12 protein-coding genes are annotated in these 12680 nt (G+C 68.7%); 4 read left to right on the top strand and 8 right to left on the bottom strand.

Features of this window, described 5'->3' with window-relative positions; translation table 11 throughout:
* Window positions 1-5: 5 nt before the first annotated feature.
* Window positions 6-1286: an RNA polymerase sigma factor gene (locus ACFWUP_RS02020; RefSeq protein ID WP_379229822.1), complete on the top strand. Its 1281-nt coding sequence runs from the start codon at window positions 6-8 to the stop codon at window positions 1284-1286.
* On the opposite strand, the gene ACFWUP_RS02015 is transcribed toward ACFWUP_RS02020, so the two are convergent.
* The gene (locus ACFWUP_RS02015) at window positions 1287-2084 is read right to left on the bottom strand and encodes an LLM class flavin-dependent oxidoreductase (protein ID WP_379229820.1); all 798 of its coding nucleotides are present in this window, start codon (window positions 2082-2084) and stop codon (window positions 1287-1289) included. It lies immediately after the preceding gene.
* A 103-nt stretch (window positions 2085-2187) separates the two neighbouring features.
* Here ACFWUP_RS02015 and ACFWUP_RS02010 point away from each other — a divergent pair, with 103 nt between their 5' ends.
* On the top strand, window positions 2188-3546 hold the full coding sequence (locus ACFWUP_RS02010) for an MFS transporter (RefSeq protein WP_379229819.1): 1359 nt from the start codon (window positions 2188-2190) through the stop codon (window positions 3544-3546).
* Window positions 3547-3603: 57 nt separating this feature from the next.
* Here ACFWUP_RS02010 and ACFWUP_RS02005 read toward each other — a convergent pair whose 3' ends face one another.
* From ACFWUP_RS02005 to ACFWUP_RS01980, 6 genes are all read right to left on the bottom strand, one after another.
* Window positions 3604-4068, bottom strand: a complete 465-nt coding sequence (locus tag ACFWUP_RS02005; RefSeq protein ID WP_379229817.1) for a nucleoside deaminase — start codon at window positions 4066-4068, stop codon at window positions 3604-3606.
* Window positions 4065-5045, bottom strand: a complete 981-nt coding sequence (locus ACFWUP_RS02000; protein WP_379229815.1) for an ornithine cyclodeaminase family protein — start codon at window positions 5043-5045, stop codon at window positions 4065-4067. The genes ACFWUP_RS02005 and ACFWUP_RS02000 overlap by 4 nt, the downstream gene beginning before the upstream one ends.
* Before the next feature lie 28 nt (window positions 5046-5073).
* Entirely contained in the window at window positions 5074-6000 is a 927-nt protein-coding gene (locus ACFWUP_RS01995; RefSeq protein WP_379229814.1) for an ABC transporter permease, read from the bottom strand.
* The gene (locus ACFWUP_RS01990) at window positions 5997-7046 is read right to left on the bottom strand and encodes an ABC transporter permease (RefSeq protein WP_379230924.1); all 1050 of its coding nucleotides are present in this window, start codon (window positions 7044-7046) and stop codon (window positions 5997-5999) included. Before ACFWUP_RS01990 ends, ACFWUP_RS01995 begins: the two co-directional genes overlap by 4 nt.
* A 125-nt stretch (window positions 7047-7171) precedes the next feature.
* The gene (locus ACFWUP_RS01985; RefSeq protein ID WP_379229812.1) at window positions 7172-8890 is read right to left on the bottom strand and encodes an ABC transporter ATP-binding protein; all 1719 of its coding nucleotides are present in this window, start codon (window positions 8888-8890) and stop codon (window positions 7172-7174) included.
* A 6-nt stretch (window positions 8891-8896) separates the two neighbouring features.
* Complete coding sequence (locus ACFWUP_RS01980; RefSeq protein WP_379229810.1) at window positions 8897-9889, bottom strand: BMP family protein; 993 nt, start codon at window positions 9887-9889, stop codon at window positions 8897-8899.
* Between the two features lie 135 nt (window positions 9890-10024).
* Between ACFWUP_RS01980 and ACFWUP_RS01975 the strand changes: the two genes are divergently transcribed.
* Window positions 10025-10759: a GntR family transcriptional regulator gene (locus ACFWUP_RS01975; RefSeq protein ID WP_379229808.1), complete on the top strand. Its 735-nt coding sequence runs from the start codon at window positions 10025-10027 to the stop codon at window positions 10757-10759.
* A gap of 75 nt (window positions 10760-10834) precedes the next feature.
* Here ACFWUP_RS01975 and ACFWUP_RS01970 read toward each other — a convergent pair whose 3' ends face one another.
* Window positions 10835-11707: a LysR family transcriptional regulator gene (locus tag ACFWUP_RS01970; RefSeq protein WP_379229806.1), complete on the bottom strand. Its 873-nt coding sequence runs from the start codon at window positions 11705-11707 to the stop codon at window positions 10835-10837.
* A gap of 70 nt (window positions 11708-11777) precedes the next feature.
* Here ACFWUP_RS01970 and dapA point away from each other — a divergent pair, with 70 nt between their 5' ends.
* Window positions 11778-12668 carry a 4-hydroxy-tetrahydrodipicolinate synthase gene (dapA, locus tag ACFWUP_RS01965; RefSeq protein ID WP_379229804.1) on the top strand — a complete coding sequence of 297 codons (891 nt, stop codon included), beginning with the start codon at window positions 11778-11780 and terminating at the stop codon, window positions 12666-12668.
* Window positions 12669-12680: the final 12 nt, after the last annotated feature.

Below are 12680 nucleotides of genomic sequence, written 5' to 3'. Positions count from 1 at the left end.
ACACGATGAGCGACAACCACACCGGCCGTGAGGCCGTCGCCGCCGTCTGGCGGATCGAATCGGCCCGGATCGTCGGCGCGCTCGCGCGCTACACCCGCGACTTCGCGATGGCCGAGGATCTCGCCCAGGAGGCACTGGCGGAGGCACTGGTGACGTGGCCGCGCGAAGGCGTGCCACGGCAACCGGCCGGGTGGTTGCTCACCGTCGGCAGACGCCGGGCGATCGACGCGTTCCGGCGCCGCGCCGCCCTCGACGACCGCTACACCGCCCTCGCCGCCGACCTCGGCGAGGGCGACGCGCTCACCGGCGGCGACCCGGTGCGCGCGGCGCGGGACGTGCTGTGGGATCCCGACCAGATCGACGACGACGTGCTCGCACTGATATTCATCTCGTGCCATCCGGTGCTCTCGCGCGAGGCGCGATTGGCCTTGACCTTGCGTGTGGTCGGCGGCCTGACCAGCGACGAGATCGCCAAGGCGTTCCTGGTGCCCACCGCGACCGTGCAGGCGCGGATCACCAGGGCGAAGAAGACGCTCGGCGCGGCCGAGGTGGCGTTCGAGGTGCCGCCCGCCGACGAACGCCGGGCCCGGTTGGGTTCGGTGCTCGGCGTCATCTATCTGATCTTCACCGAGGGATCCTCGGCCAGCACCGGCAACAACCTCATCCGCTTCGATCTCGCGGGGGAGGCGCAGCGGTTGGCCCGCGTGCTCTCACGGCTGATGCCCACCGAACCCGAGGTCTACGGACTGCTCGCGCTGCTCGAACTGACCGCGGCGCGGTTTCCGGCCCGCACCGGGCCCGACGGTGAGCCGGTGCTGCTCGAGCAGCAGGATCGCCGTCGCTGGGATCGATCGGCCATCCGGCGCGGACGGGCTGCGTTGGTGAAAGCCGGTGAGGCCGGCCGTGGGCTCGGCGCCTATGGTCTGCAGGCCGCGATCGCCGAATGTCATGCTGTCGCACCGTCTGTCGAGCGGACGGATTGGGAACGGGTGGTGGTGCTGTACGAGGCACTGGGTCGACTCGCGCCGTCGCCGGTGGTCGATCTCAACCGGGCGGTGGCGGTGTCGATGGCCGAGGGGCCTGCCGCGGCCCTGCCGATCGTCGACGAGATCGCCGCATCGGGGGCCCTGTCGACCTCGCATCTGCTGCCGAGTGTGCGTGGCGAACTGCTCACGCGTCTCGGTCGGGCTGCGGAGGCTCGTGTCGAGCTGACCGAAGCCATCCGGCGGTGCGGCAATGAACGCGAAAAGGTGGTTCTCGCACAGAAACTCGCTGCCCTCGCCTGATCAGCTGGGTCCTCGGCGTACGCGCGCGATCGCTTCCGCCTTCGTGCATCGCATCGGCAATTCGGCCAACCACCAAGTGGCGCCTGCCTTTTCGTAGGCGTCGCGGTCACGGTCGGTGGGTGCGGCAATCACCACCTCGAACCCGTTCAGGTCGCCGCGGTGTTCGGCGATGATCGCCAACATGTCGACGAGTTCGCCGGGACCGGCCTCGGGGCAGAGTCCGTCATAGCGTGCGGCCCGGCGGAGCGGGGCCTGGCGGACGGACTGGGCGGCGACCCAGATCGGGATGCGTGGACGTTGAACGGGCCGAGGCAGGAATCGCAGACCGTCCACCCGGTAGGCGGGCCCCTCGTGGTGCACCACCTCGCCCGACCACAGTTCGGTGATCACAGTCAGGGCCTCGTCGAGCAGTCTCGCCCGATCACGCGGGGCACTCACCTCGCCGAGCAGGGAGAACTCGCCGGTCGCCTCGGAGCCGAGTCCGACGCCGAGCGCCAGTCGGCCATTGCTCAGCAGGTCCAGCGCCACGGTTTCGCGAGCCACATCCTGGGGTCGTCGGCGCGAGAGCGGTGTGATGCGCGGCCCGAACACCGCCCGGGTGGTCGCGGCGGCGATCGCGGCCAAACCGACCCAGGCATCGCCGACAGCGAGATCTGGTTCGTGCGGGCGGGCCACGTGGTCCCAGACGAACACGCCGTCGAAGCCCGCCGCCTCCGCTTCGGCGGCGATCTCGGCCAGTGCTCGCGGGTCGGCGAGTTCACCGAACGGCGGCAGATATACCCCGTGTCGAAGGCGCATATCCGCAGTGTAGAGGCGTTCGGGGGCGGTGTTCGTCCGGTCGTAACGTTTGTTCGCGAGCCGACCGGGTAGCCCCAATTGGCGACGACGAGAGGTTTTGTGGATGTCACAGGAATCGAAATCGGTGCTGCACCGGGCTATCGGTGCATCGGCGATCGGCAATGCGGTCGAATGGTTCGACTACGGTGTGTACGCCTATCTGGCGACCTACATCGCGAAGTCGTTGTTCCCCGGCGACGGCGAATCCGGGATGGTCTACACGCTGCTCGGCTTCGCCGTATCGTTCCTGATCCGGCCGGTCGGCGGCATGATCTGGGGCCCGCTCGGCGACCGCATCGGGCGCAAACGGGTGCTCGCCATGACGATTATTCTGATGGCCGGATCGACAATGGCTGTCGGCCTGATCCCGAGCTTCGAGACGATCGGCATCGCCGCCCCGATTCTGCTGTACGCGCTGCGCATGATCCAGGGACTTTCCGCCGGTGGTGAATACGGCGGTGCCGCGACATTCATGGCCGAATACGCCCCCGATCGTAAACGTGGCTTCTACGGCAGTTTCCTCGAGGTCGGCACGCTTGCCGGTTTCACCCTCGGCAATCTGGTCGCGCTGCTGTTGGTGAATGTGCTCGACGACGCGACGATGAATTCATGGGGCTGGCGCATTCCGTTCCTGATCGCCGGTCCGCTCGGCCTGATCGGCATGTACCTGCGCAGCCGGGTCGAGGACACCCCGGTGTTCCGCGAGGTCGAGCGCAAGGACGAAACCGAGGAGGTCTCGGGCGTCTACCGCGATCTGGTGACGAAGTATCTGCGCCCGGTACTGACCCTGTTCGGCCTGGTCATCGCGCTGAACGTCGTCAACTACTCGCTGCTCAGCTACACCCCGACCTACCTCGGTTCCACCCTCGGCATGGAGGAATCCGATGCGTTGCTGGTGCCGCTGATCGGCCAGGTCGCGATGCTGTGCACGCTGCCGTTCCTCGGCGCGCTCTCCGATCGGATCGGGCGCAAACCCATGTGGATGTTCTCCTGCGCGGCAATGATGATCGCGGTGATCCCGGTCTACCACCTGATCGGCACCTCGCTCACCGGCGCGATCGTCGGCTTCGCGATCCTCGGCCTGCTCTACGCACCCCAGTTGGCCACGATCTCGGCCACCTTCCCCGCGATGTTCCCCACGATCGTGCGATTCGCCGGCGTGGCGATCGGCTACAACGTCGCCACCTCGATCTTCGGCGGTACGGCCCCGGTGGTCAACGAGGCGCTCATCGGCGCGACCGGCGACAACATGATCCCGGCGTACTACATGCTCGGCGCGTGCGCGGTCGGCCTGATCGCCTCCTTCTTCCTCATCGAAACCAAGGGCGTCTCCCTACGCGGCACCCAGGTCCCCGGCACTCCCGAGGCGATCGAGGAACAGCGCGAACTGGGCGAGCCAGAGGAGTTCGTCGCGGTGAAGTAGACCGCACACAGCGAGGGCGCGGCATCGACCCGATGGCGCGCCCTTCGTGTGTCCGCGCTAGGTGTTCGCGGCCGCGCGGAAGACGGTGAGTGCTTCCTCGCCGAGATGTGGTCCGCTCACCTCGACCGCGACGTTCGAACTCGCGACGACCTCTGCGCAGGTGAGTGCGAAACTCGGCCCCGGCGGCAGGATGGGGCCGAATTCGGCTGCGGCCGCGGCGAAGACGATACGGCCGACCCCGGCCCACACCATCGCGGCGGCGCACATCGGGCACGGTTCGCCACTGGCGTAGACGGTGGCGCCGCGCAGGTCGGCGGCGGTTGCGCGGGTGAGGGCGACCAGTTCCGCGTGGGTGGTTACGTCGCCGGTGGTGTGCACCGCGTTCACGCCTTCGGCGACGACCGCGCCGTCGGCGGCCACCGCGACGGCGCCGAAGGGGCGGTCGCCGAGCGCGAGTGCCTGCCCGGCGAGGTTAATGGCGCGGCGCAGATGGGTGCGGTCGATATCGGTGAGTTCGCTCATGCGGTGAGATCCACTTCCGTTCCGATGCCGTTGGCGCGGGCTTTGTCGATCAGCAGGCGGGCGGCGGCCAGGTCCTGCAGGCCGATGCCCACCGAATTGAACAGGGTGATGTCGCGGTCGCTGCGACGGCCCGGTGCCCGGCCCGCGATCACCTCGCCCAGCTCGGTGCCCACCGCGTCCTGGGTGATCGCGCCCTCGGCGATGGCCAGCAGGGTGTCCCCGGATTTGGTGAGCGTGGTACCGACCGAGTCTACGACGACGACGGATCGGCTCATGGCCTCGCCGTCGACCTCCCGATGATCGGCGCGCGGCGGCGCGCCGACGGCATTGACGTGCAGACCGTCGCCGAACCAGGAGCCGTGGACGATCGGTTCGCGGGAGGGGGTGAGGGTGCACAGCACGTCGGCGGCGCGGGTGACGGCCTCCGGGGATTCGAGGCCACGGACGTCGAGACCGAGATCGCTGATCGCGGTGCGGAATCGGTCGATCGTGGCAGCCGTGCGTGACCAGACCACGACGGTCCCGAGTTCGCGAACCGCCGCGATCGCGCGGGTGTGTTCGACCGCCAGGTTGCCAGCGCCGATCAATCCGAGCACTGAACTGTCCTGGCGGGACAGGTATTTCGTGGCGACCGCGCTGGCCGCCGCCGTGCGGACGGCGGTGACGAGGCGGCCGTCGATCAGCGCCTCGCACGAACCGTCGGCCGCGGAGGTCACCACGATCACCGACCGCTGCACCGGCAGTCCGCGTTCGCGGTTGGCGGGGAGGTCGGCGAGCAGTTTCACCGCGGCCGCCCCTGCGGATTCGGCGGCGGCGACCATCGGAACGAAGGCGGCCTCGCCCAGCGCCATCGCTGGAGGTGCGGGCGCGAACGCGGTGCCGAGGGCCAGGTCGGCGTGTGCGCGCTCGATGGCGGCGAGCACCTCGCCACGGTCGAGGACAGCGGTCACATCGGAGTGCGACAGGATCAGAGTCAACAGTGGCTCCTACGAAAGTAGTGGCAGGTCAGGAAGTTCGGGCGAACGCGACCGTGAGATCGCGCGGCGAGCGGCTGTTGCCGACCAGGCCGCTGACGGCGACGATCGCGATCACATAGGGCAGCATCACCAGCAGTGCGAAGGGCACATCGACACCGAGCGCGGGCAGGGCGAACTGCAGTGCCTGGGCGATACCGAAGAACACCGACGCCCAGATCACGCCGAGCGCACGCCAGCGGCCTGCGATCACCGCGACCACGGCGAGATAGCCGATGCCGCCGGTCATGTTGTCGCTGAACGAATGCACTTCCGACAGTGCGAGTTGCGCACCGCCGAGGCCGGCGGCGAACGCGGCCAGCAGGACGCAGCCGTAGCGGACGGCCTTCACCGGCAGTCCGGTGCGGTCGGCGGCGACGGCGTCTTCGCCGATCGCGTCGATCACCAGGCCGAGCTTGGTGCGTCGGGAGAACACGAAGGCCAGGACAGCGACGACCGCGATGCACAGGTAACCGAGCGCTGTCTGCCCGAACAGGGCCGGTCCGATTACCGGGATGTGTTGCAGCAGAGGCACTTTCAGTGCATCGAAGCCGGGCACGCTGTGGCCCTTGCCGTCGGCGAGCAGCAGGCGCGCGCCGTAGGTGGTGGCGCCGAGAGCGAGGGCGTTGCTCGCGATGCCGACGACGATCTGGTCGGCACGCAAGCCGATGCTCCAGATCGCCTGCAGCGCACCGAAGATCAGGGCGGCGAGCACCGCGGTCGCCGCGCCGAGCACCGGCGAACCGGTGGTGACGGCGCCGAGCACACCGGCGAACGCGCCGGTGAGCATCATCGCCTCCAGGCTCAGATTGAGCACGCCCGCGCGCTCGCTGACCAGTTCGCCACTCGCGGCGACGAGGATGGGGAGGGTGAAACCGATTCCGCTGGTGGCGATGTCGGTGACCGTGTCGAGACTCATCGCGGCGCTCCTGTCGGGTCGGCGGAAACCTGTTGTGGTGCGGCGGGTTCGGATGTGCGTGTGCGGTAGGTCCAGAGGGCCGCGCCCGCGATGAACACGATCATCAGCGACTCCACGACCGAGATGGTCGACGCGGGCACGTTCGCGGCCAGCTGCAGGTTGATCCCGCCGGAGACGAGGAACCCGAGCAGCAGCGACACCGCCACGACCGCGGCCAGTGAGCCACGCGCCAGCAGGCCGACGACCAGACCGGAGAATCCGTACCCGGAGGAGAACCCTTCGGCGAGGACGAACGGCGCCGTCGCCACGAGCAATCCGCCCGCGACACCGGCGAACGCGCCCGCCGCCGACAGGCTGAGGAAACGCAGCCGCTGTACCGGCAGTCCGAGCCGGGCTGCCGCATCGGGATTGAGCCCGACCGCGCGCAATCGGGTACCGAGTGCGGTGTGGCGCACCAGGATCGCGGTGCCGAACGCGGCCAGCACGGCGATCCACAGGGCAATGGTGGCGGGGGAGCGTTCGATGCCGAGCAGGGGCAGATGCGCGGCCGCGGTGAGCTGCTCGGATTGCGGCAGGGTCTCCGAGGACGTGACGGGCTGGCGGAGCAGCGCGGGCTCGTGCACGACCAGCAGCACCAGCGCCAGGCCGACGAAATTGAGCAGCAGCGTGGTGATGATCTCGCTGGTGCCACGCGCGACCCGCAGATACGCCGCGATCGCGGCCCACAGCCAGCCCGCGGCCGCTGCCCCGAGCAGTACCGCGGGCAGGGTGATCGCGGCGGGCGCGCCGGTGAGCGTGGTGCCGATCGCGGTGGCGGCGATGCCACCGGCGCAGATCTGGCCCTCACCACCGACATTGACCAGCCCGGCACGGTGGGCGATGGTGAAGCCGACTGCCACCAGCATCAAGGTGGCCGCGACATTGAGCGAGGCGCCGATCGCGTAGTCGCTGCCGAACATGCCCTCCCACAGTGCGGTCATCGTGGCGCCGGGGGCGGCACCGGCGACGGCGGCCAGGATCAGCCCGATCACGCCCGCCGCGAGCATGGCCGCGATGGCGACGACGATCGGGTGGTGTGCCCACCGGCGCAAATCTGTCGGGTGCTGCCCAGGTTTGCCGAGCCCACCCACAGTCGTTCGTCGAGGTGGGGGCGTGGTCGGACTCGGTGCGCTCATGCCGCGACTCCCATCATCAATTCGCTGATCTGTTGTGCCGCTGCGGGATCGGAGGTCTCCACTGGTCCGGCGAGGGCGCCGCGATACGCGACGAACACCCGGTCGCACAGCGCCAGCAACTCGGGCACTTCGCTCGAGACCACCAGCACCCCACAACCGGCGGTGGCTGCGCGACGCAGCTGGGTGAGCACGAAATCGACTGCGCCGATGTCCAATCCGCGCGTCGGCTGGGCGGCGACGAGGCAGCGTAGGTTCGCGGCGGACAGTTCGCGGGCCAGCACCACCTTCTGCTGGTTACCACCCGAGAGGGAGCCCATCGGCACCCACGGCCCGGCCGCGCGGACATCGAAGCGGTCGAGTTCGGCCTTGGCGGCCCGGCCCATCGCCTGTTTGTCGAGGAGTCCGAAGCGCCGGAAGCGCCCCAGTCGGCCCAGGAATAGGTTCTCGGCCAAGGTCATCTCGGCGACCATCGCGTCGCGGTGGCGATCCTCCGGCACGATGCCGATGCCGAGCCCGGTCCGGGTTGCGGGGTTCGCGGTGGTGATGTCGGTGTCGGCGAGGGTGACGGTGCCGCCGCTCACCGGGGTGTCGCCGGCCAGGACCGCGACGAGCTCGCTCTGCCCGTTGCCTTCGACACCGGCGATCCCGACTATCTCGCCGGGGTACACAACCAAGCGGGCGTCGTTGAGTGCGGTGCTGCCATCGGCGCGATGGACGGTGACCCGGTCAACGGTGAGAACTGCTGCTGCGGAACCGGATTCGTTGTCCACTCGCGGTGCGACTGATTCGGCGCCGTGCTCGACAATCGGTGCGCGCGTGAGAGCTGATGCGGTGGAACCTGTTTCGCCCATCGGCACCGAGGTTTTGCTCGTGGTGATGGAACGCGGTTCAGCAGCGTCCGGTCCGCTGATCGAGGTAGGTGCCGCGCCGACCCGGTGAGTCACCGCGTCGGCGGGATCGAGCCCGATGGTCGCGGCGACGGTCGGGTCGAGGTCGGCGGCGGTACGCCCCACCATCGCGGTGAGCAACTGGGCGATGCTCGTAGTCGACATCCGACCACCACCCGCCACCGTGCCGCGTCGCAACACGGTCGCCGCGTCGGCGACCCTGGCCACCTCGCCGAGCTTGTGCGTCACCAGCACCACGGCCTTGCCGTCGGCGGCGATGGCGCGGCAGGTGTCGATCAGCGCGTCGATCTCGGCCGGATCGAGCACTCCCGTCGGTTCGTCGAGCAGGATCAGTGACGGATCGCGTAGCAATGCCTTGACGATCTCGACCTTCTGTCGCGCACCTACCGGCATCGTCGCGACCTGCTGGTCGAGATCGACGCGCAGCCGGTAGGTCTGGGCGATCTCGTCGAGCCGGTCGGTCAGATCCTGGCGGCGCAGCCGGAGCCCGTGCTGGGTGAGTAGTAGGTTCTCCGCGACGGTCATGGTGGTGACCAGGCTGAAATGCTGGTGCACCATCGCGACACCGGCGGCCATCGCGGCGGCGGGGGAGTCGGGACGGAAGTCCTTGCCGCCCAGCGCGATTCGTCCCGTATCGGGTGGGTAACCGCCGAAGACGAGGTTGCACAGCGTCGACTTGCCCGCGCCGTTCTCGCCGAGAATGCAATGGACAGTGCCGGATTCGACGGTGACGTCCACATCGTGGAGCGCCTGAACGTCACCGAAGCGCTTGCCGACCCCGTGCAGGGTCAATGCAGGAGTGCTCATCGCTGATCAGTACGGCTTGACGGCGCCGGTGGACAGGGCCGTCTTCGCCTTCGCGAGCGCGTCGGCGACCCCGGAGTCCTTGCTGCACAACACGAAATCGGTACCGTCGTTGGGCGAGGTGAGCCCGAAGCGCACGTTCTCGGCCTTCCACGAGTTGTCGAGAACTGCGTTCACCGCGAACTCGACCTCGGCGCCGATATCGGTGTGCACGTAGCCCAGATACGCGGGGTTGGTGCAGTCACCGGGGATCGGCCCGCCGACCAACGTCGCGCCGGACTGGGTCGCGGCCTGTTCCATGCCCGCCTTGCCCAGGTTCACGATCTGACCGAGCGTGCCTGCGCCCGCGCCGTAATCAGCCAGCGCGGCCTGTTTGGCCTTGGCGGGATCGTTGAAGTCGCCCAGATACTGGGGAGTCAGCACCGTCGCCTCGGGCTTCGCGAAACGGGCGCCGTTGCCGAAAGCCTTGGCGGCGTTGACGATGGCGGGAAGTTCGACACCGCCGATGAAAGCCACCGTGCCCGACTTGGAGCCCGCCGCCGACACCGCGCCGCTGAGGAATTCGGCCTCGGCCTGCTGCGGGTCGTAGTAGGCGAGGTTGGCGAGGGGCTTCGCGTCGGCGGGGCCACCGATCTCCACGAACTTCACGTTCGGGAACTGCGGTGCCACCTTGCGGACGTCGGCATCGGTCTGGCCGCCGAGGGAGATCACCAGGTCGTTGGTGGAGGCGAAGCGGACCAGCGCCTGCTGGTAGTCGCTGGCCGCGACCTGCTCGACTTTGCTGAGTTCCACCTTGTCGCCGAGCTTGTCGGCGATGCGCTGGTAGCCGAGATACCCCGACTGCATGAAGCCGGTGTCCGAGAGCGAGCCGGGGAAGAAGACGCCGACCTTCAGCTTGCCGCCCGATGCCGAAGTCTCGCCGGAACCGCAGGCCGACAGGAGGGCGGTGGCGGCGAGGGCAGCCGAGCCGAAGGCGATCGCGCGCCGGGTGGACTTGTGCACGGGGTACTCCTTGATCGAACGAACCGCCGACTTAGCGGTATACCGTTAAGTCTCAGCCTGGGGCTGGTTGATGACGGGCGGATTACCGAAAAGTGAGAAACGGTCGCCTACCGACGACGGGCTACGGTGGTGGGCGTGCGAGAGCGGAAGGACGGTGCGGTGGCAGCGGAACCGGCGAAGAAGTCGCTGCGGGATCAGGCCTACGAGGAGTTGCGCGACCGGATCATCGATCTGCGCCTGAGCCCTGGTCAGCGGCTGGTGGAACGCGACCTCGCCACCGAACTGGCCATCTCACGGATCCCGCTGCGCGAAGCGCTGCAGATGCTCGAACGCGAGGGCCTGGTGGTCATCGTGCCGAGGCAGGGTGCGATCGTCGCACCGTTCACGGTGACCGATGTGCGCGACCTGTTCGATGTGCGCGAGAGCCTCGAGGTGCTAGCGGCGCGCCTGGCTGCCGAACGTGCCGAACCGGCCGACCTCGCCGTCCTGCGCGCGCAATTGACCGCGGCCCGCCGGGCCACCGACCGTGGCGATCAAGCCGCGATCGCCGCCGCGAACGCGGGATTCCACGCCGTCATCGTCGAGGTCTCCGGCAACCCGCTGTTGCAATCGCTGTTGCGCCCCTTGGAATCCCGAGTCCGCTGGCTGTTCCACCTGACCAAGGAACGCGACCCGGGCACCCAGTGCGATGAACACGAAGCCCTCTACGCCGCCATCGCCGCCAACGACCCCGACGCGGCGGCCGAAATCGCCTACCGCCATGTGGCTTCCGGCCGTGAACCCAGTCTTGCTCTGTCCGCGCAATGGTCCATGCCCGACATCGACCCCGTGTCGGCTACCCGCAGCCGCCAGCGCGGCAAGACCGCCTGAGGGCTTCGCCCATTGTTCGATACCGCGTGCCTGCCGACCCGCCCGATTGCCGCATCGGCCGAGGGAATCGGGTATCTAGCCCGCGGCGTGTAGAGCGGTGCGGGCGGCGTGAACGGTGGGGTGTAGGCCGGTGCCGTTGCGGTAGGCCAGGTGGGTGTGGCGGCGGATGGAGAGTGGGGTGAGGGTGATGGATTCAGGGGGCGCGTACAGAGCCAGGGCGGGGACTATGGCGGTGCCTGCTCCCGCGGCGACCAGGGTGAGGACGGTGTCGAAGTCGTCGGCGTGGTGGCGGATGTGGGGAGTGAAACCTGTTGCCTGGCAGGCGCGGAGGGTGAGGGTGTGGCACAAGGTGCCGGGTGTGCCTGCGATCCAGGGGGATTGGCGGTGGGCTCGGAGGGAATCTGTGGCGGACACGGGGTCTCGGGTCGCGAGGAAGACGGTTTCGGTGTGGAGGGGTTCGGTCTGTAGCGAGAGGTCGGTGTCGGCGGGGACCAGGTCGTAGTCGTGGGTGAGGGCGATGTCGAGAATGCCCGCGCGCAGGGCGTTGGGGACGTCGGCGGGGTCGATCTCGCTGACGGTGAGTTCCAGGCGCGGATGGTCGGTGCTCAAGGTGACCAGGGCGGGGGAGAGGAGGGTGCGCGCGGCGGTGGGGAAGGTGCCGATGCGCAGGGTTCCGGCCAGTTCATCACGGGTGCAAGCCAATTCGGCATCGGCGTGTTCGAGGGCGGCGAGGATCGTTTCGGTGTGGCCGACCAGGAGTTCGGCGGCGGGCGTCAACGCGACGCGGCGACCCGAGCGTTCCAGCAGCGCGGCGCCCGCTTCGCGTTCGAGCGCAGTGAGCTGTTGGGACACCGCCGAGGGCGTATAGCTGAGCGCCTCGGCGACGGCGGCGATGGTGCCGCGATGGGCGAGTTCACGCAGCAGGCGAAGTTTGCGGACATCGAGCATCAGTTCAGCTTACGGTCGACATCACGAACGTGTACTGGACCTGATGGTTGCCAACGCCGACGATGGAACTATGACATCGCTGCACGGACTCTTCGTCCCCCTGATCACCCCGTTCACCGCGGACGGGGCACTCGACCCCGCCGCGCTGGAACGCCACGCCAACGCCGTCCTCGATGCGGGCGCCACCGGTTTGGTCGCACTCGGCACCACCGCCGAGCCCTCTGCGCTCACCCCGATCGAGCGGGCGCGAGTCCTCGACATCTGTGCGCGAGTGAGCACCGAGCGCAACACCCCGCTGATCGCCTGCGCGGGCGGCAACGCCACCGCGGAATCGGTGGATGCGATCACCTCCCTGCCACATCCCGTCGCGGCGATTCTCGCGGTGGTGCCCTACTATGTGCGACCCAGTGAGGAAGGCGTGATCGCGCACTTCACGCAGTTGGCGGCCGCCAGCCCGGCCCCGCTGATCGTCTACGACGTCCCGTACCGCACGGCCTGTCCGCTGAGTGGTTCCACCCTGATCCGCCTCGCGAACACCCCGAACATCGCCGGCTTCAAACACGCTGTCGGCGGGATATGTACGGCCACAGTCGAATTGATGGCGGCCGACACTCAGGCGACCGTGCTCAGTGGCGACGACCGATTCGCCTCCGCCCTGCTCGCCCTCGGCGGCCACGGTGCGATTCTGGCCGCGGCCAATATCGCACCCCGCGAATACGCCGACCTCATCGAGGCCTGGCGCACCGGCGACATCACCCGGGCCCGCGCCATCGGCAACAGCCTCGACAGGCTCGGCACCGCCCTGTTCGCCGAGCCGAACCCCACCGTCATCAAGGCGGTCCTCGCCGAGCGCGGCGAGATCGCAAGCCCGGCCGTGCGACTGCCCCTGCTGCCCGCCTCGTCCGTCGCGACGAGGGCGGCACTGCTGGCGAGCGAGGCTGCGGCGAGCACGCGGGTATGACACCGAAAAATC

Origin of the sequence: Nocardia sp. NPDC058658, assembly GCF_042716665.1 — a bacterium.
In the GTDB taxonomy this organism is placed as follows: Bacteria; Actinomycetota; Actinomycetes; order Mycobacteriales; family Mycobacteriaceae; genus Nocardia.
This window is presented reverse-complemented; position numbering and strand designations above follow the sequence as displayed.

What these genes read in the sequence shown, in the direction of transcription:
- ACFWUP_RS02020 (WP_379229822.1), top strand. Translation starts at nt 6, where the DNA reads ATGAGCGACAACCACACCGGCCGTGAGGCCGTCGCCGCCGTCTGGCGG.
- ACFWUP_RS02015 (WP_379229820.1), bottom strand. Translation starts at nt 2,084, where the DNA reads ATGCGCCTTCGACACGGGGTATATCTGCCGCCGTTCGGTGAACTCGCC.
- ACFWUP_RS02010 (WP_379229819.1), top strand. Translation starts at nt 2,188, where the DNA reads ATGTCACAGGAATCGAAATCGGTGCTGCACCGGGCTATCGGTGCATCG.
- ACFWUP_RS02005 (WP_379229817.1), bottom strand. Translation starts at nt 4,068, where the DNA reads ATGAGCGAACTCACCGATATCGACCGCACCCATCTGCGCCGCGCCATT.
- ACFWUP_RS01995 (WP_379229814.1), bottom strand. Translation starts at nt 6,000, where the DNA reads ATGAGTCTCGACACGGTCACCGACATCGCCACCAGCGGAATCGGTTTC.
- ACFWUP_RS01990 (WP_379230924.1), bottom strand. Translation starts at nt 7,046, where the DNA reads ATGCTCGCGGCGGGCGTGATCGGGCTGATCCTGGCCGCCGTCGCCGGT.
- ACFWUP_RS01985 (WP_379229812.1), bottom strand. Translation starts at nt 8,890, where the DNA reads ATGAGCACTCCTGCATTGACCCTGCACGGGGTCGGCAAGCGCTTCGGT.
- ACFWUP_RS01970 (WP_379229806.1), bottom strand. Translation starts at nt 11,707, where the DNA reads ATGCTCGATGTCCGCAAACTTCGCCTGCTGCGTGAACTCGCCCATCGC.
- dapA (WP_379229804.1), top strand. Translation starts at nt 11,778, where the DNA reads ATGACATCGCTGCACGGACTCTTCGTCCCCCTGATCACCCCGTTCACC.